The following is a 24,365-nucleotide window of genomic DNA, read 5'->3' as shown; positions in this document are numbered from 1 at the left end:
GCGTTTCTCCTTCCCTCCGAGTTGTTGTGTACAGCTCGTACCGTCATGCGCGCCCGTCAGGGTAGAAGCTGTACACAATCTCCGGGGTTTCAGCGGCAAATAGACTGGAGCAGTGACTTTGCTGACCTCGATGGCCGCTGCCCGTATCGCCGTAAAGGCCCTGGTCGACGGCGGTGTCCGGCACGTCGTTGTCGCTCCGGGTTCCCGGTCGGCTCCGCTTGCTTATGCCCTTGCCGAGGCTGAAGCCGCCGGCCGCGTGCAACTCCTTGTCCGCATCGACGAGCGTGCGGCGGGTTTCACGGCACTCGGGCTTGCCCTGTCAACGGGCGCTCCCGCCGCCGTCGTGACCACCTCCGGTACCGCCGTAGGGAATCTTTTGCCCGCAGTGATGGAAGCCAACCATGCAGCAGTCCCGCTGATCGTGTTGTCCGCGGACCGGCCGGAAGCACTCCGGGGGACCGGCGCCAACCAGACCACAATCCAGCTGGACATTTTCGGCGAACACGTCCGGTTCGCCGTCGACGTCCCGGCGGGTGACGACCCGCAGCGGGCGGTCGACACCGGAATCTATGCTGCCACCGGTGTCTTGGAAGGCACACCGCCCGGCCCCGTCCAGCTGAACCTCGCCTTCCGCGAGCCGCTTGTGCCGCTTCCGGACGACGCGCTCCCCTCCCACACCTCGCGCCGGCCGTTCCATTACGACGCTGGCCCCCAGCCGATGGACCTGCCGCCGTCGCCGAGGGAGCTTCCGGAGCGCCGAACCGTTGTGCTGGCAGGGCACGACGCCGGTCCCGTCGCCGAAGCGTTCGCGCGCAGCCACCACCTGCCGCTCCTCGCGGAACCGTCATCCAATGCGCGCTTTGGCCCAAACGCGGTTGGCCCGTATCGCTTGCTGCTGGACAATTTCGGTCCGGACTCACCCATGCCCATTGAGCGGGTTGTCGTGTTTGGACGGCCCACCTTGTCTCGCCCGGTGTCCGCGCTTCTGGCCCGGGAAGACTTGGAGACCGCGCTGTATGAACCCGTTCCCGTGGCGTGGTACGAGCCTGGTCGGCGGCGTGAAACACCCATCGAAACCCTGTCCGAGCTCGCCGAGTTCTCCGGCAGGGGCGCAGCCGAGTGGCTGGACGCCTGGGTGATGTCAGGTGCCGCGGCCCAGCACGCCGTCGAGCGCGTTCTGGCGTCAGCCAGTTCTGCAGGGGCTGCGTCTGGCAACACCGAGTCCGGGGCCACGAGGCCTGGCGCCACAGAGCCTGGCAACACCGAGTCTGGTGCCACAACAACTGGTGCCTCAGCGCCTGGTGCCGCAGCGTCTGGTGCCGCAGAGTCTGGTGCCACGAAGCCAGGTGCCGCAGCGTCTGGTGCCGTAGCGCCTGGTCCCACGAAGCCAGGTGCCGCAGAGCCTGGTGCCACGAACGCTGGCGCGACAGGGCCTGGTTTGGCAGCGTTGACCGGTCCGGCTGTGGGGGCAGCGGTGTGGTCCCACGCGCGGGGACTCCTTGTCCTCGGATCCTCCAACGCAATCCGCGACGTGGACCTGGCAGGCGCCCCTGCCGCCACGCCGCTCGCCACAGTCTTCGCCAATCGCGGTTTGGCTGGCATCGATGGAACCATTTCCACAGCGACGGGTATAGCACTGGGTGGCGGCCGAGAAACCACGCTATTGGTGGGCGACGTGACCTTCCTCCATGACGCAGGCGGTCTCCTCCTCGGCGCCGAAGAACCGGTCCCGGACCTGCGGATCATCGTACTGAACGACGCTGGAGGCGGCATATTTGGCTTGTTGGAGCACGGCAAGGTAGAGGCGGGCGGCAACTACGGCACCGCCGTCGAGCGGCTTTTCGGAACCCCACACTCAGTCGATATCGCGGCTCTGGCGTCCGCGTACGGCGTCGGACACCAACAGGTCTCGACGGCGGCCGAGCTGGACGCGGTGCTCGAGTCGCCGCTCAAGGGCCGTTCCATCGTTGAGGTCCGCGCGGACCGCTCAGGCCTTCGTGCACTGCACACGCGCATCACCGAAGCGGTGGCTGCCGCCGTTGGCACCGTGCTGCTGGGGTCGTAGCACAGGAAGCGCCTCATCAAGCCCGCATAAAGAATCCCCGGAGACGCTGGAACTCAGCATCTCCGGGGATTCTCTTACGCCCTGGAACTTCGTATGGCGCCGGGACAGCGGGGAGCTTACTCTTCCACAACCTCGATGTGGGTTGGATCCAGCACGCGGCGGAGGAACTCTTTGGTGCGCGGCTGGGTCGGAGCGCCAACCACGTGTTCCGCGGAGCCCTCTTCTACGACAACGCCGCCGTCCATAAAGACCACTCGGTCGGCGACCTCGCGGGCAAAGCCCATCTCGTGGGTGACCACCAGCATCGTCATGCCGGACCGTGCCAGGTTCCGCATGACGGCCAAGACGTCGCCCACGGTCTCCGGGTCGAGCGCCGAGGTCGGCTCATCGAAGAGCATCAGCTGCGGGTCCATGCTCAGCGCTCGGGCGATGGCCACACGCTGCTGCTGACCGCCGGAGAGCTGGTCGGGGAAGCGGTCCGCAAGGTGTCCCAGACCAACATGTTCCAGGTTGCGCCGAGCCACTTCGTCGGCTTCGGCCTGGCTGCGCTTGAGGACCTTGGTCTGCGCGACGGTGCAGTTCCGCAGCACATTAAGGTGCGGGAAAAGGTTGAACTGCTGAAAAACCATTCCAACCTTGCGGCGCATTTTGTCGATGTCCACATCAGGGTCTGTGGCTTCGAAACCACCCACGTGGATGCTGCCTTCGTTGGGCTGTTCCAGGAGGTTTACGCAGCGCAGGAGAGTTGACTTTCCGGAGCCGGAGGGCCCAATGAGGCACACAACCTCCCCGGGAGAGACGTCCAGGCTGATGCCCTTGAGGACCTCGTTGGTGCCGTAGGACTTGCGCAGGTTCTTGATGGCTACGCCGGCGGCCTTCACCTGGGCCGCACTGGTGTTCTGTTCGACGTCGTTCATGACTGTCCTGCCTATCGCTTGGTCCGCGCTGCGCGGCTTTCGAACTTCCGGGCCAGGAGGCTCAGGGGGATGGTGACCACCAGATAGAAGGCACCGGCAACCAGCAGCGGGGTCAGGCCGGCGCCAAGGCTGGAGATGCCGTCGCGGCCGAACTTGGTCAGTTCGTACTGCGAGGCTGTGAGGCCCAGGACGTAGATCAGCGAGGAGTCCTTGGTGAGCAGGATGACCTCGTTGGTGAGTGGCGGCAGCACAATCTTGAAGGCCTGCGGGATCACGATGGTGACCATCGAGCGCCAGTGCGGCATGCCGAGGGAGCGCGCCGCTTCCATCTGTCCCTTCGGAACTGCCTGCAGGCCGGCTCGCAGGGTCTCCGCGATGTAGGCCGAGGCCACGATGCCCAGGGACAGGGTAACCACAACGTTGACGTCCCAGGTGAAGCCGAATGCCAGCGGCACGCCATAGCCGAAGGCAATGAAGACCAGCAGGGCGGGGATGCCTCGGAAGAATTCGATGTAGCCGGTAGCGATCCACCGGTAGAGGGGGAAGCTGGACAGCTTCATGAGCGCCAATAGGAGGCCGCCGGAGAGGCCCACCACAAACGCCATGGCGGTGTAGATAAGGGTGTTTTTGAGGCCGACCAGGATGATGCCAGGGAACATCGGTCCGAGCTTGGCGAAATTGAAGACGTTCTCACTGACGGTCTTCCAGTCCACAGCCAGGACCACAGCGGCGAGGGCCACCACGAAGATTCCGGCTTGGACGTTGAGGCTGGTTTTGGCGCGTTGACGGGCGGTCATTGCCATGGTGTGCTCACAATCGTTGTGCGCAGCTGAGGCCCCGCATGGACTCTGGCGATTGTCCTGTCGGGGCCCCGCTGCGATCGGGCTTAGGCCGTGGTGGCTACTTCGCGGCCTGGCCGAACCAGGTGGTCTCGTACTTCTTCAGGCTGCCGTCGTCCTGGAGGCGCTTGAGGGTCTTGTTGACCTGCTCCGCCATGGCGGTGTTGCCCTTCTTGATGGAGATGCCGAGCTTCTCGCCCGTGGCGTAGTTCTCCACACGCTTGAGCTTGCTGTCATCCTTGATGCCGTAGGCCAGCACGGATTGGTTGCCGAGCGCTGCATCGATGGTTCCGGCCTTGAGCGCCTGGACCAGGAGGCCCGTGTCCTCGAACTGCTGTGCTTCGATGCCCTTGTCCTTGGCGTACTGGGCGCCAGTGGTTGCTTGCTGGACACCCACCTTCTTGCCCTTGGCTCCATCCAAGCCGTTGATGCCGGATGCGGTGGTGGCTACAAGGGTCAGGTCGTCATCCATGTACGGAGTGGAGAAGTCCATAACCGACTTGCGGGTGTCCGTGATGGAGATCGAGGAGATTGATACATCACACTGCGTGAGGGCCGTGCCCGTTTCGATGGCTTCGAAGGAGCTGTCCACAACGCTCAGCTCAGCCTTCATGTCCTTGGCGAGCTCAGCGGCAATGTCCATGTCGAAACCGACGTTCTTGCCGTCCTTGACGAATTCGAACGGCTCGTAGGGGATGTCCGAGCAGACCGTCAACTTGCCGGACTGGAGGAGCTTCACACCGCCGGCTTCGGTGGGGGCGCTGCTGCTGCCGCCACCGGCACAAGCCGACAGCGCGAGTGCGCCGGCAGCGACCACGGCCGCTACCTTGACCTTGGGGTTCCCAAGGATCATTCGTGAGATCTGCATTTCTTTACCTTTTGTGTCAGGGGATGCCGTATCAAAACGTCTAATAGTGTAACGCTCAAAGGTCGACGAGAGATGTGCATCACAGGCAACTAAGTTTCACCATTGGATAACTTCTGTTTGCAAAAATCAAGAGCGCTGGTCAGGGGCCGTCTGATATCCCGGATTCTTCGGATCGCTAGGCCGTCGCGCTGGCCGGTGCTTCATGCTCGATTCCGAGCGACTCGAGCATGGGCCGGAACTTGGCCCAAGTTTCGGCAAGTTCGGCCTCAGGGTGTGATCCTTCAACCACCCCGCAGCCGGCATACAGCCGCACGGTGTGGGGGCCCTCGATGACGGCGCCCCGGAGGGCGATGCCCCATTCCCCGTTGCCCGCAGCGTCCAGCCAGCCGACCGGTCCCGCGTATGGTCCCCGGTCAAGGTGCTCCAGTCGTCGAATCAGATCCCCTGCCACCGACGTGGGCGTGCCACACACCGCAGCAGTGGGGTGCAGGGCGTTGATGAGCGCCAGACAGGTGGGGACGTGGCCCTCGATATCCGCCAGTTCGGCTTTGACATCCGACGCCAGATGCCAAACGTTGGGAAGTTCCAGGATGAAAGGTTCGCTGTGTGCGTTCATTGCCTCGGAGAACGGTGCCAGCTGTGTGGTGAGCGACTGGATTGCTATCTCGTGCTCATGCCGCTGCTTCTCCGATCCGGCCAGCACCCGTTCGGCAAACTCCAGCGGAGGGCCGTCCACGCCATCCGCGTCCCGCCGGTCGAGCGTACCCGCCAGCACGCGGGCCTGGGCCGTGCGCCCTTCCACCTGGATCAGCATCTCGGGTGTGGCGCCCACCAGGCCGTCAACGCCGTACGTCCAGCATTCGCGGTACCGCGCTGACAGTTCCTTGAGTACGACGGCGGCACTCACCTCGTCCGGCAGGCTCGCCACAATGTCGCGGGCCAGGACGAGCTTTTCGAGTTTTCCGGCGCGAATTTCGCGGACCCCGGCCTCCACCGCATGCATCCACTCGGCCTCGTTGAGGGCACCCGTGGCCAGTGTGGCCGGCTGGGTGCTGATTCCAGGCACGCTCGTCATCGGAGTCCCGGACGTCTGCGCCGCCTCGCCGTCGTCGTTATTTTCGATTGTCGGGGAGGCCTCGCCGTCCAGCCACCGGCGCAAGGCTGCAAGCGCCCCCGCACGGGTGAGTTCGTCTCCATCGAGCGTCATCTGCGTGAGCCAAGCTTGGCCGTCACGGATGCCGACCACGAGTTCTGGCAGGATCAGCCGCGACTGGTGGGCGGAGGTCTTGGAAAAAGCGAAGGACCCAAAGGCCACCGGGCCGGTTCCGGGATGATCCACTTGGTCAGTGATATCAGCCTCGATGACCAGGTGCCGCCACCAGATGTCTGCCTCGAGGAATCGATCCGGCCCTATAGCCGTGAAGCGGGTGAGCTCGCCGAATCCGACCAGTCCGGCCTCCCGGCGGGCCCAACAGAGGACGTCATTCCGGACCAAAAAAGAGGGCAGCCCCCCAAGTGATGCGTCATCGTCGAGGGGGACTGTGAGCGTACGGAGCGTGCTGGTCATGATGGAACAACAGTACTCCCGGCTTCCAAGAGTTCAGGCGTCGGCCTGGTGCTATGTGGGTTAAGGAACTACCACGTTTTCCACATACGCCGTCCGGTAACGCGGTCTCCACATACGCTGGGCCCGCGCATGCCTCGGCTTTGATGTCTGCGACAATTGACGGGTGAACCGAGCATCCTTGGAAAAGCGTCCGGACGAAGTTGCGACGATGTTTGACGATGTCGCCCCCAAATACGACGTCGTAAACGATGTGCTGTCGTTGGGCCAGACGCGTCGGTGGCGCCGCGTGGTTGTTGAGGCCATGGAGGTGCACCGCGGGCAGCGCGTGCTGGATCTGGCTGCCGGCACGGGCACCTCCAGCGAACCTTACGCGGATGCCGGCATCGACGTCGTTGCCTGCGACTTTTCCCTCGGAATGCTCAAGGTTGGCAAGCGCCGCCGCCCGGACATCAACTTCATTGCAGGGGACGCCACCAATCTTCCCTTTGCCGACGACAGCTTCGACGCCACCACCATTTCGTTTGGCCTCCGCAACGTGAATGAGCCGCACAAGGCACTCCAGGAGATGCTTCGCGTGACCAAGCCCGGAGGCCGCTTGGTGATCGCCGAGTTCTCCCAGCCGGTCATCCCCCTCTGGCGCACCATGTATACGGAGTACCTCATGCGCGCGCTGCCGGCGGTCGCCACCAAGGTTTCATCCAACCCGGGTGCATACGTCTACCTCGCCGAATCCATCCGTGCATGGCCGGACCAGGACCACCTGGCACACTGGCTTTCGGAGGCCGGCTGGTCGGATATCACTTACCGCAACCTCAGCGGCGGAATCGTCGCCGTGCACCGTGCCAACAAGCCGGGGTCCGAGCACCGCCCAAGTGTTCCCGTTGCCAAACTTCGCCGTCAGGTCAAGCGTTCGTCGCGCTGAGCGACTCCGGCGCGGGCCAAGTTTCGAGGACGCTGATTCCAAGGACATCGTGAAAGTACTGATTGTTGGCGCAGGACCCGCAGGGTCAACCGCTGCGTATTACCTTGCAAAAGCTGGCATCCCCGTAACGGTTCTGGAAAAGACCAGCTTTCCGCGGGAGAAGGTCTGCGGAGACGGTCTGACTCCGCGGGCAGTACGCGAAATCCAGAAGCTAGGACTCCCGCATGCCGAGGACCAGGGCTGGCGCCGCAACAAAGGCCTGCGGCTAATCGCAGGGGGACGCACACTGGAATTGCCGTGGCCCGAAGTTGCGGACTTCCCGGACTACGGACTCATCCGCACGCGCCTTGGCTTTGACGAGGAGCTGGCCCGGCATGCGCAGGCGGCTGGCGCCATCGTGCTGGAGCGGCACAGTGTCACTGAGGCCTTGAGGAACAACGACGGCCGAGTTGTCGGAGCCCGGGCTGCCGTCCTTGACGACGCCGGTCGGAAGACGGGCGAGACGCGTGACTTCCATGCCGACGTCGTCCTTGCCGCAGACGGCAACTCAACCCGGACGGCCGTGTCGCTCGGACTGCCAAAGCGGGACGACCGCCCCATTGGAGTGGCTGTCCGCACGTACTTCACGTCTCCCCGCCATAACGACGACTGGATGGAGGGTTGGCTTGAACTCCCCGGCAAAAGCGGCAAGCCATTGCCGGGCTACGGCTGGGTTTTCGGCGTCGGGGATGGAACATCCAACGTGGGGCTCGGAATCCTGAACTCATCCAGGGAGTTTGGCAAGCTGGACTACAAGCAGGTCCTTCGTGAATGGACCGCCGGCATGCCGACAGAGTGGGGCTTTACACCGGACAACCAGGTAGGGGAGATCCGCGGAGCTGCACTCCCCATGGGCTTCAATCGAACACCCCACTTTGCACCTGGCCTCATGCTGCTCGGTGATGCCGGCGGAATGGTATCCCCTTTCAATGGCGAGGGCATTTCCTATGCCATGGAGTCCGCACGGTATGCGGCTCAGTTCATCGTTGATGCTGAGTCCAGATCCCGTTCCGCAGGCTGGACCAGCAAGGACACGGACGCTCATCTGGCCCGGTATGCCGACTATGTTCGGGACCAATGGGGTTCGCATTTCACACTGGGCCGTATGTTCGCTGCCCTTATCGGCAAGCCAGCGGTGATGAAGCTCGCGCTGCGAACCGGCATGCCTATCCCGTGGCTCATGAAGTTCGTGGTGCGGATGCTGGCCAACCTTGCCGATCCCTCGGCCAAAGGATTCGAGGACCGCGTAATCCGCGTGCTCGAACTTTTGGTTCCAGCCACCTCCAACATGGCGCCTCGTGGCGCCTCCCCACAGGGAAGCCTCGCAGCGCCGCAGGCATCCCTTGCCGAATCCGCGGTTTCCGCAAGTAAACGTTAGGGTTAACCCGTGCCACACTCCGCCGAACATAGCTGGACCCACGCCGGTCACGGACTTCCGGTCTCCGTAGAGCCGGATCTGAACACCACGGCCATTGCTACAGGCCTCCAGCTGCCCGCAGGTTTCGCCGCTATCGCCCGCGACCCCGATCTCGGCCCTGCCATCACAACCAACCTCGCGCGAGTGGAGAAGAAGCTCCGCGAAGCCATTGCGAACTCTGATCCGCTGGCTGACGCAACGTCGCGTCACCTTGTGGAGGCCGGTGGCAAGCGGATCAGGCCCCTGCTGACCTTGCTGTGCGCGCACCTCGGAGACGCCGACCGCCCCGAAGTGGTCCAGGCCGCCGTCGTCGTCGAATTGACGCACTTGGCGACGCTTTACCACGACGACGTTATGGACTCCGCGCCCTTCCGGCGCGGCGCGCCCACGGCCCACGAGGTTTGGGGCAACTCCGTAGCCATCCTCACGGGTGACCTCATCTTCGCCCGTGCATCAATCCTGGTTTCAGAGCTCGGCCCCCGCGCTCTCGGCATCCAGGCCCGTACGTTCGAGCGTCTGTGCCTCGGGCAGCTGCACGAGACTGTGGGCCCGCGTGAAGACGAGGATCCCGTGGCACATTACCTTTCTGTGATTGCGGACAAGACAGGCTCCCTTGTGGCTGCCTCCGGCCAGCTCGGCGCCATCTTTGCCTGTGCTGACCCGGTCTACGAGAACGTCTTGGTGGAGTACGGCGAGAAGGTTGGCGTGGCCTTCCAGTTGGCCGACGACGTTATCGACGTCACAGGAGTCAAGGTCAAGTCCGGCAAGTCGCCGGGCACGGATCTACGGGAGGGTGTGCCCACCCTGCCCGTGTTGCTGCTTCGGAAAGCCGCAGCTGAGGGAGATTCCGCGGCCTCACAAGTCCTGGACCTGGTCGACGGCGACCTCAGCTCAGATGAGGCCTTGGCCGTGGCGGTTGAGGCGCTTCGCAACCACCCGGTGACTGCCGAATCGTGGGTCATCGCCCGCCAATGGGCTCAAGATGCCGTTGCGGCACTCGCGCCTCTGCCGGAAGGCGTGGTCAAGGAGTCGCTGAGCAACTTCGCCTACGCGGTGGTTGACCGCAGCAGCTGAGGTTTGTTGGCCGCGCCCGTTCCCTTTTTGGGGCGGGCGCTTTGCCATCTAAGGGTGTGTTCTGTTGGGGGCGTCGCCCAAAGGCGCCCGTTCCCAATACTGGGGCAGGCGCTTTGCCATTTAAGGGTGCGTTCTGGTGGGGCACGTCGCCCAAAGGCGCCTGTTCCCAATATTGGGGCGGGCGCTTTGCCATTTAAAGGGTGTGTCTGGTGGGGGCGGATCGCCCAAAGCGCCTGTCAAACGGAGTGGCCCCGATCCTTTGCAACGCTACGAGTCATGCGCTGCAACGAATCGGGACCACCTCTCCGTTCGCATCAGATCCACCGGAGGCAATTAGTGGACCCATTGACGAGCTTATGACAAAGCTGTCATATCGGCAACTAACTTGGTCAAAAGATTTTCAGAAAAATGGACAGCCCAATCTCACCACATTTGGCAATTGACGGCCTGATGGTCCCGGCGTGTTGCGAAGACATGCCGGGACAGCTGCGGAAAGTTGGGGGATTCCCCAACCGGGCTGCGGAAAGTGGGATTCCCTAACCGGGCTGCGGAAAGTGGGATTCCCTAACCGGGCTGCGGAAAATGGGGGATTCCCTGACCGGGCTGCGGAAAGTGGGGGATTCCCTAACCGGGCTGCGGAAAATGGGGGATTCCCTAACCGGGCTGCGGAAAGTGGGGGATTCCCCTAACCGGGCTGCGGAAAGTGGGGGATTCCCCTAATCGCCCGGGAAAAGTGGGGATTCCCCTAACCGGCTCCGGGGGAATCGGGCCAGGGTTCTCCACATACGGTCACCCCGAAGGTGTCTGCGACCACCAGGATTGTTGGACTGGCAGTCATGGACATTCGCCAATTCCTTGCCCACGCGGGCACCGTGGCGCGAACTCAGACGCTGAGGCGTGCAGGATTCACTGATCGAAACATCCGAAGCGCCGTGGCGAATGGCGAGATCCGTCGGCTCCGGCATGGCGTGCTCTCGTTGCCGGACTCGCAAGCGGACATGGTAGTTGCTGTCTTGGCCGATGGGCTCCTCTGCTGCGTTTCCGCGGCACCCCACCTGGACCTTTGGCGCCTCGCAGTTCCCGATCGAGTACATCTCTTGTGCAAGCACGGCGCCGAAAGGACTGCCGTGGTCCACAGGGGGAGCGTGTGGCCTCCGGAATCAGGCCGGCCCGTTGCCAGCGTCGCCGACACATTACTCCACGCTTTACGCTGCCAGCCAGCACTTGAGGCCGCTGTCATGGTGGAATCGGCCGTGCGGCAGGGGCGAACCACGCTCGATTACCTCAGGGAGGAAGGGCCATTCGCCCGGCGTTTTGCCGCGACACGCCGCAGGCCGCCGGCAAAGATGGGGAATTTGCGACGCCGGACGCCAAAGGCCAGGCGTCGACACCGCGTCGACACCCCGCCGACGCCCCGCTTCGGAAAGCCTTAGTCCTCGTCGGTGAAGGCCCAGTCCATCATGTCGAAGACGAACTCGGAGAAAGTCCCGTCCTCGCTCTTCCACTGGCCACGGGCGTTATTCCGCCGCCAAACGATGGGATCCGGAATGCTGAGGTCTGCCACACGGAAACCCCACGTGAACTGCTCCTCTTCGTCCTCAAGGAACATCAGGAAGCCCTCGTCATCGACTTCGAGTTCCTCGGGATCCCAGAAGTAGTGGTAGGCCTCCATCAGGTCGTCACACCCACCCACGGCAAGGTAAAACTCACGAAGTACCAGCGGGATTTTGAACTTGTGGTCGGCCAGCGCCTCGTCCAGCTCCTTTTCAGTGAGACCGTCTTCTGGCTGCCAATCATCCTCGAGGTATTTCGGGACAAGCGCGCGGAACTTCTCGAGGAACATGTCAGTCATGCTCCAATCCTAGCTAATCCAAACCCCTCGATTTGCCCGTGGAATCAAGGCCGAAGCGGTGCCAGCCACGGACCGCCAAGGGTGCGTGCCAGCCTCTCCGCCAGGCGGTCACACGGAATACAAATACGAGGACGGCAACCCCCACGGCGGTCCACGCACTGAACGTCCCGCTCACCCAAAGGACAGCTGTCAATCCGGCTCCTAGGAACGCCGGAATCGCGTACAGGTCGCGGGCATTGAACAGCCCTGGAACCTCGTTGGCCGTGATGTCACGCAACAAGCCACCGCCGACCGCCGTCGTCACTCCAAGCAGGACAGCGGCAAAAGGGTTCAGCTCTGCCGAAAGGGCCTTTACGGTACCCGTGATGCAGAACAAAGCCAGCCCGCCGGCGTCGAACAGTGTCAGCAGAGAGGTGAAGCGCTGCACATTGGCGAAAAGGAAATAGACCAGCGCGGCCGCCAATAATGGCGGCAGCACATAAACCGGGTTGGCGAAGGCGGCAGGTGGGCCGGCGTTGATGATGATGTCGCGAATGACTCCGCCGCCCAACGCCACGAGGGACGCCAGGAGGACGGAGCCGACGATGTCGAACTGCTTCCGTGCCGCGAGCAGGGAGCCAGAGACGGCGAAAAAGAATACACCGGCCAAATCCAGCCAGACCAAGGCCACGTCAAAGGCAGTCAAAGAAGGCGCTTCTTTCTTCGCGCAGGGGCGGATGATGCTGGCACAACGTTACGCTAGCTTCCATGAGTAGCCCTGTCTTGATCGCCTGCGCACACGGTACGTCCAACGCCCAGGGGCAGGCAGCAATCCGGCAGGTTCTGGCCGAGATCGCCGAGCTCCGCCCCGGCCTCGAGGTCTTGGAGGCGTACGTCGACGTGCAGGAACCCGAGCTGTCCGGCGTTGTGGCCGGCATGCCGGAGGGGACACCCGCCGTCGTCGTCCCACTGCTTCTCAGCACGGGTTACCACGTCAAGGTTGATATCCCGCGTGCGATCAAAGGCCGCCCCGAAGTCGTGGCCGCGGCCCCGCTTGGGCCGGATCGCCGCCTGGCCGAGCTGCTCGTCAAGCACCTTCGCGCCTCAGGGCTGAAGGACGACGACGGCGTCCTGCTCGCCGCCGCCGGCTCGTCGCTGCCGGATGGTTCTGTGGATTCTGAGGAACAGGCCCGGCAGCTCGCCGAGTTGCTGCCGAACCCCGTCCGGGTCGCCTACGGTGCCAGCGCCCAACCAAACGTGCCCGACGGCGTTGCGGCTTTACGCACGGAACTCGCCGAGGGCGGGGGACAGGGCCGCGTCATTGTGTCCTCGTACCTGCTGGCGACCGGATACTTCCACGACCAGTTGGCCAAGGCAGGCGCGGACATCGTTTCGGACCCGCTGCTGCCGTCTCCGGTGCTCGCAGAGATTGCCCTGGAAAGATACGACGCGGCTCTGGCGAAGCTTTCCTGAACTACCCGAAGGCGGTCCCCACCAATGGTTGGGACCGCCGTCGGGTCTGTTCCTACCGCTGGGCGCTCAGGGTGGCGCTCATAGGCAACAACGGCCGTGGACCCGCGACCAATATCAACAACAAAGTGGTTGGTCATTCCGCTGACAGTGCTGTCCCCATGACGCCGAGGATTCTACAGGGACTTGACAAACTCGCAATGTCAAGCGGGAAACGATGGCTGAGACCACTACCCAAAAACCCAGTCGAAATGCACACGAGACGCCCCGGATCAAGGCCCCTGGGCCCTTCGTGACGAAATGTTTCCCTAGGTGACTTAGCGTTTCCGGACCCTTTGTTGGAGAAATCGGGGCCGCCCTACAGTCGATCTATGACTGATACAGCTCTAGCCGGAGCGTCTGCGGACCAGGCTGCGCCGAAGCGCCCTGCCCGTACCGCCCGTCCTGCCGCCAAGCCCCACGGCCAATGGAAGGTTGACGGCACTACGCCGCTGAACGCCAACGAGACCTGGAAGCAGGAAGACAACGGACTTAACGTCCGGGAGCGTATCGAGTCCATTTACGCCAAGCACGGCTTCGACTCCATCGACGGGACGGACCTGCACGGCCGTTTCCGCTGGTGGGGCCTTTACACCCAGCGCAAGCCCGGGATCGACGGCGGCAAGACCGCCACGCTCGAGCCGCACGAGCTGGAAGACAAATACTTCATGTTGCGCGTCCGCATCGACGGCGGCGCCCTCACCACCGACCAGTTGCGTGTGATCGGTGGCATCTCCACCGAGTTCGCCCGCGACACGGCCGACCTTACCGACCGCCAGAACATCCAGCTCCACTGGATCCGCGTCGAGGATGTCCCGGAGATCTGGCGCCGCCTTGAAGGCGTTGGCTTGTCCACCACCGAGGCCTGCGGTGACGTTCCGCGTGTCATCCTGGGCTCGCCCGTGGCGGGCATCGCCAAGGACGAGATCCTCGACCCGACTCCGCTGATCAAGGAACTCTCCGAGCGCTTCATCGGCGACCCGGAGCTGGCTAACCTGCCCCGCAAGTACAAGTCCGCGATCACTGGCCACCCGTCCCAGGACGTAGTGCACGAGATCAACGACTTCGCTCTGGTGGGCGTTGTCCACCCCGAGCTTGGCGCCGGTTACGACCTGTGGGTCGGCGGCGGCCTGTCCACCAACCCGCGCCTCGCTGAGCGTTTGGGAGTCTTCGTCTCGCCTGACGTTGCCGCAGAGGTTTGGCTGGGAGTCACCAGCATCTTCCGCGACTACGGTTACCGCCGCATGCGTACCAAGGCCCGCCTGAAGTTCCTCCTGAACGACTGGGGTACGGAGAAATTCCGCCAGGTCCTCGAGGATGAATACCTCGGCTTCAAGCTCCCGGACGGCCCCGCGGCCCCCAAGCCGAGCACGCCCGGTGACCACGTGGGCATCCACGAGCAGAAGGACGGCAAGTTCTTCATTGGCGTAACACCCACGGTCGGCCGCGTCTCCGGCTCCACCCTGAGCAAGCTCGCTGACACCCTCGAAGCCCGCGGCTCCTTCCGCCTGCGCACCACGCCGCACCAGAAGCTGGTGGTGCTGGATGTAGCCAAGGAAGAGGTCGAACCGCTGGTTGCCGAGCTGGACGCCCTCGGCCTCTCCGCCAGGCCTTCGCTGTTCAGGCGCGGCACTATCGCCTGCACCGGCATCGAGTTCTGCAAGCTGGCCATCGTGGAAACGAAGGCCACGGCGGCCACGGCTATCGCCGAGCTGGAGACCCGCCTCGCGGACCTCAGCGAGAGCGGCAAGCTGCCGCAGGCCTTGTCGCTGAACATCAACGGCTGCCCCAACTCCTGCGCCCGCATCCAGACGGCGGACATCGGCCTCAAGGGCATGATGCTTCCGACCCCCGGCGGCGACCCGACCCCGGGCTTCCAGGTCCACTTGGGTGGCGGCCTCGCCAACACCGAGCGTGAAGAAGCCGGCTTGGGCCGCACGGTCCGTGGCCTGAAGGTCACTGCCGAGGACCTGCCGGAATACGTGGAACGCGTTGTTCGCCGCTTTGTCGCCGAAGGCGCAGAAGGCCAGACCTTCGCAGAATGGGCACACACCGCTGATGAGGAGGCACTGCAATGACCCCCGTTGCCACCAAGCGCTCCAACGATGAACTGAAGGCCCTGGCCGAGGCCGGAGCAGCCGAGCTCGGCTGGGACGCCCCTGCCCGCGACGTCATCGCCTGGGTTGCCCGGAACTTCGAGCTGCCCTCGGTTGCAGTGGCCTGTTCAATGGCCGACGCCGTCCTGCCGGCTTTGGTCGCGGACCAGCTGCCCGGCGTCGACGTCCTTTTCCTGGAGACCGGCTACCACTTCCCAGAGACGTACGCGACCCGTGATGAAGTCGCTGCGAACCTCCGCGTGAACGTGGTGGACGTCAAGCCTGAGCACACGGTTGCCGAGCAGGACAGCCTGCTGGGCAAGGACCTCTTCGCCCGCGATCCCGGCCGCTGCTGCGCCCTCCGTAAGGTAGAGCCGCTGCACCGGACGTTGGCGGGTTACGAGCTCTGGTTCACCGGCGTCCGCCGCGACGAGGCTCCCACCCGGACCAACACCCCGTTGGTCACCTGGGACGAGAAGAACGGCCTGGTCAAGGTCAACCCCGTGGCCGCCTGGTCCTTTGACCAGCTGGTCCAGTACTCCGAAGACAACATCCTGCCGGTCAACCCACTGCTGGCCCAGGGCTACCCGTCCATCGGCTGCCAGCCTTGCACGCGCAAGGTAGCAGCGGGCGAAGACCCCCGCGCCGGCCGCTGGTCAGGAACCGACAAGACAGAATGCGGGCTACACGTATGAGCACCTACACAACCAACGAGGACACGGAGTTGTCAGTGCTGGAAGAGGACCTTGCTGAGACGTCGGATGCCGCCCATGGAGTGGCATCCAAGGTTCTGGCCGAGGGACCTGACGCGAGCTTGCGAGCGTCGGGAAGGCCACAGCCGCTGTCGGAGCCGCGCGCTGAGCTGATCGAAGATCAGCTGCGCGGCGAAGGGGCGGAGGCGGCATCCGGCGTCTCAACCCCGGAGCGCTTGTCGAGCCTGGACACGCTCGAGTCCGAGGCCATCCACATCATTCGTGAAGTCGTGTCCGAGTTTGAGCGTCCCGCGCTGCTGTTCTCCGGCGGCAAGGACTCTGTGGTGATGCTGCACCTGGCAACCAAGGCCTTCTGGCCGGGCAAGGTTCCCTTCCCGGTCCTGCACGTCGACACGGGCCACAACTTCCCCGAGGTCATTGACTTCCGTGACCGCACTGTGGAGCGCCTCGGCCTGAAGCTCGTGGTGGGCTCCGTCCAGGAGTTCATCGACCGCGGCGAACTTGCCGAGCGTGCCGACGGTACGCGCAACCCGCTGCAGACCGTCCCGCTGCTGGACGCGATCCAGCGGAACAAGTTCGACGCAGTGTTCGGCGGCGGCCGCCGCGACGAAGACAAGGCCCGCGCCAAGGAGCGCATCCTGAGCCTCCGCGACGAGTTCGGCCAGTGGGACCCGCGCAACCAGCGCCCCGAGCTGTGGAACCTGTACAACGGCCGCCACACTGTGGGCCAGCATGTCCGTGCATTCCCCATCAGCAACTGGACCGAGCTGGACGTGTGGCGCTACATCGAGCGCGAAGGTATCGAACTGCCCAGCCTCTACTACGCCCACGAGCGTGAGGTGTTCCAGCGCGACGGTATGTGGCGCGCGGTTGGTGAGGTCTCCCAGCCCAAGCCGCATGAAGATGTCATCACTAAGCTGGTTCGCTACCGGACTGTGGGCGACATGTCCTGCACCGGTGCAGTCGAATCCGACGCTCGCACTGTGGCAGACGTTGTGGTTGAAGTCGCCGCCTCCACCCTGACCGAACGTGGCGCCACCCGCGCAGATGACCGCATCTCCGAGGCAGCCATGGAAGACCGCAAGAAGGACGGTTACTTCTAATGAGCACCGAAACCGCACTCCTGGAAACCGGCCTCCGTGAATCCACCCTTTTCCGCTTCGCAACCGCTGGTTCGGTCGACGACGGCAAGTCGACTTTGGTGGGCCGCCTCCTCCACGACTCCAAGGCCATTCTGGCCGACCAGCTCGACGCCGTGGCCCGCACCTCCGCGGATCGCGGCTTTGGTGGCGAGAAGGGCGGCATCGACCTGGCGCTGCTGACTGACGGCTTGCGCGCCGAGCGCGAGCAGGGCATCACCATCGACGTTGCCTACCGCTACTTCGCCACCGACCGCCGTAGCTTTATCCTGGCGGACTGCCCGGGCCACGTTCAGTACACCAAGAACACCGTGACCGGCGCGTCCACTGCGGACGCCGTCGTCGTACTCATCGACGCCCGCAAGGGTGTCCTTGAGCAGACGCGGCGACACCTGTCCGTGCTGCAGCTGCTTCGTGTGGCGCACGTGATTGTGGCCGTGAACAAGATCGACCTTGTGGACTTCAGCGAGGACGTCTTCCGCGGCATCGAGGCGGACGTGCAGCAGGTAGCCCGCGAGCTGGGCCTGGGTTCGGATGGGATCTCCGACCTCCTGGTCATCCCGGTGTCAGCGCTCGACGGCGACAACGTGGTGGAGCGCTCGGACCGCACCCCCTGGTACACAGGCCCCGCGCTGCTTGAGGTCCTGGAGACCCTCCCGGCGGCCGACGAGCTCGAAAGCCACCTGGAAAGCTTCCGTTTTCCGGTCCAGCTGGTGATTCGTCCGCAGGGCGCCCTGGCACCCGACGCCGTGGCCGGTGGGCTCGACGTCGAGGCGTACCGCGACTACCGCGCCTACGCTGGCCAGATCACTGAGGGTTCGGTCCGCGTCGGCGACAAGGTCACGGTTCTGAGCCCGGGACACGAGCCCCGCACCACCACCGTGAAGGGAATCGACTTCGCTGGCCGCGAGCTCGAGGAAGCCGCGGCGCCGCAGTCAGTGGCGATCCGTCTGGCCGAGGAAATCGACATCGCCCGCGGTGACACGATTGCCGCTGCAGGCACGGTCAGGGAAGCCTCGCAGGACCTTTACGCGGCCCTCTGCTGGCTCTCCCCGAAGCCCCTCCGCGAAGGTGCCAAGGTACTCGTCAAGCACGGAACCCGCACCGTCCAGGCCCTTGTCCGCAGCGTCAGCGGAAAGCTGGACCTGGCCACGTTCAAGCTGGAGCAGGCTTCCGGATTGGAACTGAATGACATCGGACATGCCCAGTTGCGCCTTGCGGCTCCGCTGCCGCTTGAAAACTACCTTCACCACCGCCGCACTGGCGCGTTCCTGGTGATCGATCCCATCGACGGCAACACCTTGGCCGCCGGTCTGGTTAAGGACCACCCTGGCGACCATGAAGACGAACGTTACGTTATCTGACGTTACGGTCCGCAAAGAACCGCAGCGCACCCCTTCTGGCCCGGATTTTCGGGCCGGGAGGTGAGTGTGTTGCGGTTTTTTCATACCCAATGTGACGCAGCATGAACCCGCGTGACCCAGCATTTACGACTTGTTGAACGGCAAATATTCGAGTCCCTATGGTGAAACCCATGACGTCAACGGACCGGTCCTTCCTCTCCCACACGGGGCGATGTAGCAGGGCCTGAACATCAGCCCACCTTCGTCTCCGCATCGCATCTAAGGATCCCCAACCATGGCAAACACCCCTGAGTCTTCGACTCCCGGCACGACTCGCATCGTCGCCGGCGAGAACGACAAACCCAAGCGCAAGCGCGGCATCCAGATCGCCGTCGCCGCCGGCATCGTCCTCCTTCTTGGCGCCGGTGCCGCCGTCGCCTCCGCAGTCTCGGCCAATAACGCAAGCCAGCCCGCCGCCGTCGCCACTGGCACCCCGGCCGCGGAGCTCAAGCTTGGCTACTTCGGCAATGTGACCCACGCACCCGCCCTGGTCGGCGTCAGCAAGGGCATCATCGCCAAGAACCTCGGCGACACCAAGCTCAGCACCCAGGTCTTCAACGCAGGCCCCGCCGCCATCGAAGCCCTGAACGCCGGCGCCATCGACGCCACCTACATCGGCCCGAACCCGGCCATCAACTCCTTCGTCAAGAGCGGCGGCGAGTCGGTAAGCGTCATCGCGGGTGCCGCCGCGGGTGGTGCCCAGCTGGTGGTCAAGCCGGAAATTGCTTCCGCGGCCGACCTCAAGGGCAAGACCCTCGCCAGCCCGCAGCTGGGCGGCACCCAGGACGTGGCGCTGCGCGCCTGGCTGGGCAAGCAGGGCTACAAGACGACGCCCGACGGCGGCGGCGACGTCAAGATCAACCCCACCGAGAACGCCCAGACCTTGAAGCTGTTCCAAGACGGAAAGCTCGACGGCGCGTGGTTGCCTGAGCCATGGGCGTCCCGCCTGGTCCTCGAAGCTGGCGCGAAGGTGCTGGTGGATGAGAAGGACCTGTGGGACAAGGGTGAGTTCACCACCACCATCCTGATCGTCAGCAAGAAGTTCGCCGCCGAGCACCCACAGACGGTGAAGGCTCTGCTCAAGGGCCACGTCGAATCCGTGAAATGGCTGAACTCCGCCCCCGCCGCCGAGAAGGCAAGCACCATCAACGCAGTCCTCAAGGACACCGCGGGCAAGCCGCTGCCAGACAACGTGATCGATCGCTCGCTGAAGAACATCACCTTCTCCGTGGATCCGCTGGCGGGAACCTACAAGAAGCTGCTTCAGGACGGCGTGGACGCCGGCACCACCAAGCCGGCCGACATCAACGGCCTCTTCGACCTCCGCGCACTGAACGAGGTCTCCGACACCAAGACCTCGGCCGCAGGGTTGGGCAAGGAATAAACCAAGCGCAGGCTGCCCCGGGCTAATGGACACGAGGTCCACGCACGGGGCGGCCTGCACACCTGTAATACCGAACATCAACACGAAGGACGGGACCATGCCAGTCGTACTGGAGAACCTGGGCAAGCGCTTCGGCGACGGAGCCCCGGTGCTGGACGACGTCAACGCCACCATCGAGCAGGGCGAGTTCGTTGCGCTGCTTGGTGCGTCCGGCTGCGGCAAATCCACCCTGCTGAACATCCTTGCGGGCCTGGAGGAACCGACGTCGGGCGCTTTGGAGGTCCCGTCCGACGGGGCGGCGTTCATGTTCCAAGACTCTGCCCTGTTCCCGTGGCTCACCGCCCGCGGCAACATCGAGCTGGCCCTCCAACTCGCGGACAAGGGCAAGTCGCTGTCCAAAGCGGCCCGTGCCGCCCGGGCCACGGAGCTGTTGGAACTCGTACACCTTGGCGGAGCCGGTGAGAAGCGGCCACACGAGCTGTCCGGCGGCATGCGCCAGCGCGTTGCCTTGGCCCGCGCCCTCGCCCAGGACCGGCAGCTGCTACTGATGGACGAACCGTTCGCGGCCTTGGACGCCATCACTCGCGACCTGCTCCACGACGAGCTGGAACGGATCTGGAAGGAAACCGGCCGCACCATCGTCTTCGTGACCCACAACGTCCGCGAGGCCGTCCGGCTGGGCCAACGTGTCCTTCTGCTGTCCTCGCGGCCCGGCCGTGTCGTCGCTGAATGGGACGTCACCGAGGAACACCGCACCGACCCGGGCCGCGCTGGGGAGCTCACCGGAACCATTACCCGCCGCCTGCGCGAGGAGATCCGCCGCCATGCCAACTGACCAGGAAACCCGCCCCGCTATCCCGGAACCCGAAGTGACTCCCGAAGATCCATTCCTCGAGTCTGAGACTCGCCACATCACCTCACCTTCCATCAAGGGCAACCCGGACGAACTCCGTGCCCTGGAAGCCGGACTGGACAAGCTCCAGTCCGACGCTGGCCGCAAAGCAGGCATCGACTGGACACGTATCCTGCTGCCCGTCGCGGCCTTGGTGGTGCTGATCCTTGCGTGGCAGATTTACGTCTCGCTCGGCTTCAAGCGCCGCGACCTGGTTCCGGGCCCCCTTGATGTCGCGAACCATGTAGGCCAGCTGTGGGGCGAAGGGAAAATCCAGGAGGCAGTGTGGACCTCGCTGCAGCGCGGGGTCATTGGCTTCCTCATAAGCGTGGTGGTCGCCACGCCGCTCGGCCTGCTCCTGGCGCAGGTTCAGCCGCTCCGGCGGGCCTTCGGCCCACTGATCTCCGGCCTGCAGGTCCTGCCGTCCGTGGCCTGGGTTCCTGCCGCGATCATCTGGTTCGGCCTTACCGACGGCACCGTGTACTTCGTGGTGCTGATGGGCGCCATTCCGTCCATCATCAACGGCCTGATCTCCGGCGTCGACCAGATCCCGCCGCAGTACCGCAGCGTCGGCAAGGTCCTGGGCGCCAACCGCTTCCAGCTGGCCGTGCAGATCATCCTGCCCGCTGCGCTGCCCGGTTACCTCAGCGGCCTCAAGCAGGGTTGGGCCTTCTCCTGGCGATCGCTGATGGCTGCCGAAATCATCGCAGTGGGCGGGACCATCGGCTTCGGCCTCGGCTCGCTCCTTGACCAAGGTCGCGCCCTGTCCGACATGTCCACGGTGATGGCTGCGATCCTGGCCATCCTTTTCGTGGGCATCCTCATCGAGCTGCTGGTCTTCGCGCCTATCGAGCGGCGGCTCCTGCACCGCCGCGGCCTGCTGGCCGGCAGCACGCGCTAGTCACCCACGCACCGTAACGCTAGAGCCCGACGGCGACTCCCGCCGTCGGGCTCTTGCGTCACCTGCGCTTCTGGTTCCCCAGATCGATGGTTCCCTGCGCGGAAGGTGGTTAACCCCATGGGCAGGGAACCTTCGAAACGGCCGCTGGGCTGGCCCCGCCCGCACGCCTGTGACTTGAAAGCCGACCGCGACTTCCGCCGTCGGGCTCTTGCGTCACCTGCGCTTCTGGTTCCCCGATCGATGGTTCGCAGATCGATGGTTCCCTCCGCAGACGATGCTGCGCTCCGTCGAATACACGGGGAACCGTCGAATGCTCAGCGAACCATAGAATCGCCAGCTCCCGTGCAGGCCTTGTGGCCCTGGGGAATGCCAGGCGCGCGCCCGTGGTTGACGGGGGAGTGAAACGCATCGGATTCCTTTCCTTCGGACACTGGGGTCCCGTCCAGGGCTCCCTAACCCCTTCGGCCCGCGACTCCCTCCTGCAAGGCATCGAATTGGCCGAGGCCGCCGAGGAAATCGGCATTGACGGCGCCTTCTTCCGTGTGCACCACTTCGCCCGCCAGCAGGCCTCCCCTTTCCCGCTTCTCGCAGCAATCGCGGCACGGACCAAGAGGATCGAGATGGGCACAGCCGTTATAGATATGCGTTATGAAAATCCTCTCTACATGGCAGAAGAAGCCGCTGCCACAGACCTGATCAGCGGCGGACGGCTGCAGCTCGGAATCAGCCGGGGGTCGCCGGAGCCCGCACTCAACGGGGCCGCAGCATTTGGTTACGAACCCGCCGAGGGGGAGGACGCGGCCGCCATGGCCCGACGCCACGCAAAGGTCTTCCGGCACGCCATCGCCGGCCATGGGGTTGCGGAGGCCGACCCGCGCTACGTGGGCGGCGGGCGGGGCCTCCTACCCATCCAGCCGACGTCGCCAGGCCTGCCGCAGCGGATCTGGTGGGGTGCCGGTACCCGCAAGACCGCAGTGTGGGCGGCAGAGCAGGGCATGAACCTGATGAGCTCCACGCTGCTCACCGAGGACACGGGCGTCCCCTTCGACCAGCTGCAGGCCGAACAGATCAGTATGTTCCGCGAGGCGTGGAACGCCGCAGGACACGGTTTTGAGCCCCGAGTCTCCGTAAGCAGGAGCATCCTGCCCATCGTGGACGAAGAAGACCGGCACTACTTTGGCCTCCGCGCCCAAGCGGACAGCAAGGACCAAGTAGGAATCCTTGACGGTGCCATGTCCCGCTTCGGCAAGAGCTACATCGGCGAACCGGACCGAATCGCCGAGGACCTCGCAAAGGACCAGGCGGTGCAGGCCGCGGACACAGTATTGATTACGGTTCCGAACCAGTTGGGTGTGGACTACAACGCAAGACTCCTGGCCAATATCGCCCAATACGTGGCTCCGGCGATCGGCTGGCAGGCAAAGCAATGATGAACGGAATGTGACGCCCCGTTACCTACCGTGACCTGTTGTGTCTGGACCTTTGAAGCACATTACGGGCCAGCCCTACAGTTTTTTCATGGCAATTCAGGACATCTACCCCACGGGACTGCGCCTGCTCGGCCGTGCCGTGCTGGTGGTTGGCGGCGGCCGCGTTGCGTTGCGCCGCGCCAAAGGGCTGCTCGACGCCGGCGGCAAGGTCACCGTCGTCGCCCCTTATGCCTGTGCCGACCTGCGTGAATTGGCCGACGCCGGCCTGCTGGTCTGGAAGAAGCGCCGCTACTCGTCGACGGACTTGGACGGCGTATGGTTCGTCCAGACGGCCACCGGCCACGCCGACGTCGACACCGCCGTTTCCGCCGACGCAGACGAACGCCGAATTTGGTGCGTCAACGCCTCCGATCACGAATCCTCTGCTGCCTGGACACCCGCCGTCGCGCAGGTGGACGACGTCAAGATCGCGGTCAACGCAGGGGGAGACCCGCGCAGGGCAATGGCCCGGCGCGACGCCGTTGCCACCGCCCTCGAAGCGGGCGACCTGCCGCTGCGCCGCCGTCGTGCGGCCGCCGTCGGAAGCGTCGCCCTGGTGGGTGGCGGACCGTCCGACGCCGGCCTCATCACCGTTCGCGGCCGGCGCCTGCTGGGCCAAGCCGACGTCGTAGTTGCCGACCGCCTGGGCCCCCGCACCCTGCTCAACGAACTCGCCCCCGACGTCCGCGTGATTGAAGTGGGCAAAACGCCGGGCCACCACCCCGTCCCCCAGTCCGAGATCAATCGCATCCTGGTGGATGAAGCGCGCGCCGGAAACCGCGTGGTCCGCCTCAAAGGCGGGGACCCCTACGTGTTGGGCCGTGGCGGCGAAGAAGCAGAGTACTGCCGCCTGCACGCCGTCGACGTTGAAGTTGTCCCCGGCGTCACGTCGGCCATCTCGGTTCCAGCCGCCGCTGGAATCCCCGTTACCCACAGGGGCCTCGCCAAGGGCTTCAGCGTGGTGACCGGGCACGAGGAACTTTCCGAGATTCCGGCGCGGCCGGACCACACTGTTGTTCTCCTGATGGGCGTCAACCGACTTCGCGATTCCGTTGGTGCTTTGGCGCAGGCGGGAATGCCCATAGACACGCCGGTGGGTATCGTGGAGAACGGGTATCTGCCGCAGCAGCGCGTGACTATCGGCACCCTGGAGACCATCGCCGCGCAGGCGGAGGCAGTGGGAGTCGCCAACCCCGCCGTGATTGTGATCGGTGATGTTGTGCGCGTGAGCCCCTATGCCCCTGAACATTTCAAGACGTCCGATTACAGCACCACAACCCCCAACAAGCCCCGAGTAGCCAGCTAACGAGAAGGAACACA

20 protein-coding genes are annotated in these 24,365 nt (G+C 64.4%); 14 read left to right on the top strand and 6 right to left on the bottom strand.

Features of this window, described 5'->3' with window-relative positions:
• The first annotated feature begins 130 nt into the window (after positions 1–130).
• Entirely contained in the window at positions 131–2,065 is a 1,935-nt protein-coding gene (gene menD / locus LD110_RS09340; protein ID WP_225498673.1) for a 2-succinyl-5-enolpyruvyl-6-hydroxy-3-cyclohexene-1-carboxylic-acid synthase, read from the top strand.
• A 116-nt stretch (positions 2,066–2,181) separates the two neighbouring features.
• Here menD and LD110_RS09335 read toward each other — a convergent pair whose 3' ends face one another.
• The 4 genes from LD110_RS09335 to LD110_RS09320 all read right to left on the bottom strand — a co-directional run bounded on the left by LD110_RS09335 (position 2,182) and on the right by LD110_RS09320 (position 6,256).
• Positions 2,182–2,982, bottom strand: a complete 801-nt coding sequence (locus tag LD110_RS09335; protein ID WP_225498525.1) for an amino acid ABC transporter ATP-binding protein — start codon at positions 2,980–2,982, stop codon at positions 2,182–2,184.
• 11 nt (positions 2,983–2,993) lie between these two features.
• Positions 2,994–3,785: an amino acid ABC transporter permease gene (locus LD110_RS09330; RefSeq protein ID WP_225498524.1), complete on the bottom strand. Its 792-nt coding sequence runs from the start codon at positions 3,783–3,785 to the stop codon at positions 2,994–2,996.
• A gap of 97 nt (positions 3,786–3,882) precedes the next feature.
• Complete coding sequence (locus tag LD110_RS09325; RefSeq protein ID WP_225498523.1) at positions 3,883–4,689, bottom strand: ABC transporter substrate-binding protein; 807 nt, start codon at positions 4,687–4,689, stop codon at positions 3,883–3,885.
• 175 nt (positions 4,690–4,864) lie between these two features.
• Positions 4,865–6,256, bottom strand: a complete 1,392-nt coding sequence (locus LD110_RS09320; protein WP_225498522.1) for an isochorismate synthase MenF — start codon at positions 6,254–6,256, stop codon at positions 4,865–4,867.
• A gap of 163 nt (positions 6,257–6,419) precedes the next feature.
• Here LD110_RS09320 and LD110_RS09315 point away from each other — a divergent pair, with 163 nt between their 5' ends.
• The 3 genes from LD110_RS09315 to LD110_RS09305 are packed head-to-tail and all read left to right on the top strand — an operon-like array spanning position 6,420 to position 9,708.
• Complete coding sequence (locus tag LD110_RS09315) at positions 6,420–7,178, top strand: demethylmenaquinone methyltransferase (RefSeq protein ID WP_225498521.1); 759 nt, start codon at positions 6,420–6,422, stop codon at positions 7,176–7,178.
• 49 nt (positions 7,179–7,227) lie between these two features.
• Entirely contained in the window at positions 7,228–8,595 is a 1,368-nt protein-coding gene (locus LD110_RS09310; protein WP_225498520.1) for a geranylgeranyl reductase family protein, read from the top strand.
• A gap of 9 nt (positions 8,596–8,604) precedes the next feature.
• Positions 8,605–9,708, top strand: coding sequence for a polyprenyl synthetase family protein (locus LD110_RS09305; protein WP_225498519.1), 1,104 nt, complete (start codon positions 8,605–8,607; stop codon positions 9,706–9,708).
• A gap of 1,429 nt (positions 9,709–11,137) precedes the next feature.
• On the opposite strand, the gene LD110_RS09300 is transcribed toward LD110_RS09305, so the two are convergent.
• Positions 11,138–11,560 carry an SMI1/KNR4 family protein gene (locus LD110_RS09300; protein WP_225498518.1) on the bottom strand — a complete coding sequence of 141 codons (423 nt, stop codon included), beginning with the start codon at positions 11,558–11,560 and terminating at the stop codon, positions 11,138–11,140.
• 13 nt (positions 11,561–11,573) lie between these two features.
• Positions 11,574–12,245, bottom strand: coding sequence for a trimeric intracellular cation channel family protein (locus LD110_RS09295; RefSeq protein ID WP_225498517.1), 672 nt, complete (start codon positions 12,243–12,245; stop codon positions 11,574–11,576).
• A 62-nt stretch (positions 12,246–12,307) separates the two neighbouring features.
• On the opposite strand from LD110_RS09295, the gene LD110_RS09290 reads away from it, so the two are divergent.
• The 10 genes from LD110_RS09290 to cobA all read left to right on the top strand — a co-directional run bounded on the left by LD110_RS09290 (position 12,308) and on the right by cobA (position 24,351).
• Positions 12,308–13,012, top strand: a complete 705-nt coding sequence (locus LD110_RS09290; RefSeq protein ID WP_225498516.1) for a sirohydrochlorin chelatase — start codon at positions 12,308–12,310, stop codon at positions 13,010–13,012.
• Positions 13,013–13,380: 368 nt separating this feature from the next.
• Positions 13,381–15,126, top strand: a complete 1,746-nt coding sequence (locus tag LD110_RS09285) for a nitrite/sulfite reductase (RefSeq protein ID WP_225498515.1) — start codon at positions 13,381–13,383, stop codon at positions 15,124–15,126.
• Positions 15,123–15,839 (top strand): phosphoadenylyl-sulfate reductase, encoded by a 717-nt coding sequence (locus tag LD110_RS09280; protein WP_225498514.1) that lies wholly within the window; start codon positions 15,123–15,125, stop codon positions 15,837–15,839. Before LD110_RS09285 ends, LD110_RS09280 begins: the two co-directional genes overlap by 4 nt.
• The gene (cysD, locus tag LD110_RS09275) at positions 15,836–16,960 is read left to right on the top strand and encodes a sulfate adenylyltransferase subunit CysD (protein ID WP_225498513.1); all 1,125 of its coding nucleotides are present in this window, start codon (positions 15,836–15,838) and stop codon (positions 16,958–16,960) included. The genes LD110_RS09280 and cysD overlap by 4 nt, the downstream gene beginning before the upstream one ends.
• On the top strand, positions 16,960–18,360 hold the full coding sequence (locus LD110_RS09270) for a sulfate adenylyltransferase subunit 1 (RefSeq protein WP_225498512.1): 1,401 nt from the start codon (positions 16,960–16,962) through the stop codon (positions 18,358–18,360). The genes cysD and LD110_RS09270 overlap by 1 nt, the downstream gene beginning before the upstream one ends.
• Positions 18,361–18,634: 274 nt before the next feature.
• Entirely contained in the window at positions 18,635–19,783 is a 1,149-nt protein-coding gene (locus LD110_RS09265) for an ABC transporter substrate-binding protein (RefSeq protein ID WP_225498511.1), read from the top strand.
• Between the two features lie 97 nt (positions 19,784–19,880).
• Positions 19,881–20,618 (top strand): ABC transporter ATP-binding protein, encoded by a 738-nt coding sequence (locus tag LD110_RS09260; RefSeq protein WP_225498510.1) that lies wholly within the window; start codon positions 19,881–19,883, stop codon positions 20,616–20,618.
• The gene (locus LD110_RS09255) at positions 20,608–21,576 is read left to right on the top strand and encodes an ABC transporter permease (RefSeq protein WP_225498509.1); all 969 of its coding nucleotides are present in this window, start codon (positions 20,608–20,610) and stop codon (positions 21,574–21,576) included. Before LD110_RS09260 ends, LD110_RS09255 begins: the two co-directional genes overlap by 11 nt.
• A 398-nt stretch (positions 21,577–21,974) precedes the next feature.
• Entirely contained in the window at positions 21,975–23,006 is a 1,032-nt protein-coding gene (locus LD110_RS09250; RefSeq protein ID WP_225498672.1) for an LLM class flavin-dependent oxidoreductase, read from the top strand.
• 88 nt (positions 23,007–23,094) lie between these two features.
• Positions 23,095–24,351: a uroporphyrinogen-III C-methyltransferase gene (gene cobA, locus LD110_RS09245; protein WP_225498508.1), complete on the top strand. Its 1,257-nt coding sequence runs from the start codon at positions 23,095–23,097 to the stop codon at positions 24,349–24,351.
• Positions 24,352–24,365: the final 14 nt, after the last annotated feature.

The organism is Arthrobacter sp. M4 (genome assembly GCF_020251205.1).
In the GTDB taxonomy this organism is placed as follows: Bacteria; Actinomycetota; Actinomycetes; order Actinomycetales; family Micrococcaceae; genus Arthrobacter.
This window is presented reverse-complemented; position numbering and strand designations above follow the sequence as displayed.

Coding starts and splice junctions, on each gene's coding strand:
- LD110_RS09330 (WP_225498524.1), bottom strand. CDS start 3,785: ATGGCAATGACCGCCCGTCAACGCGCCAAAACCAGCCTCAACGTCCAA.
- cysD (WP_225498513.1), top strand. CDS start 15,836: ATGAGCACCTACACAACCAACGAGGACACGGAGTTGTCAGTGCTGGAA.
- LD110_RS09265 (WP_225498511.1), top strand. CDS start 18,635: ATGGCAAACACCCCTGAGTCTTCGACTCCCGGCACGACTCGCATCGTC.
- LD110_RS09255 (WP_225498509.1), top strand. CDS start 20,608: ATGCCAACTGACCAGGAAACCCGCCCCGCTATCCCGGAACCCGAAGTG.
- LD110_RS09320 (WP_225498522.1), bottom strand. CDS start 6,256: ATGACCAGCACGCTCCGTACGCTCACAGTCCCCCTCGACGATGACGCA.
- LD110_RS09300 (WP_225498518.1), bottom strand. CDS start 11,560: ATGACTGACATGTTCCTCGAGAAGTTCCGCGCGCTTGTCCCGAAATAC.
- LD110_RS09285 (WP_225498515.1), top strand. CDS start 13,381: ATGACTGATACAGCTCTAGCCGGAGCGTCTGCGGACCAGGCTGCGCCG.
- LD110_RS09290 (WP_225498516.1), top strand. CDS start 12,308: ATGAGTAGCCCTGTCTTGATCGCCTGCGCACACGGTACGTCCAACGCC.
- LD110_RS09270 (WP_225498512.1), top strand. CDS start 16,960: ATGAGCACCGAAACCGCACTCCTGGAAACCGGCCTCCGTGAATCCACC.
- LD110_RS09260 (WP_225498510.1), top strand. CDS start 19,881: ATGCCAGTCGTACTGGAGAACCTGGGCAAGCGCTTCGGCGACGGAGCC.
- menD (WP_225498673.1), top strand. CDS start 131: ATGGCCGCTGCCCGTATCGCCGTAAAGGCCCTGGTCGACGGCGGTGTC.
- cobA (WP_225498508.1), top strand. CDS start 23,095: ATGGCAATTCAGGACATCTACCCCACGGGACTGCGCCTGCTCGGCCGT.
- LD110_RS09280 (WP_225498514.1), top strand. CDS start 15,123: ATGACCCCCGTTGCCACCAAGCGCTCCAACGATGAACTGAAGGCCCTG.
- LD110_RS09335 (WP_225498525.1), bottom strand. CDS start 2,982: ATGAACGACGTCGAACAGAACACCAGTGCGGCCCAGGTGAAGGCCGCC.
- LD110_RS09325 (WP_225498523.1), bottom strand. CDS start 4,689: ATGCAGATCTCACGAATGATCCTTGGGAACCCCAAGGTCAAGGTAGCG.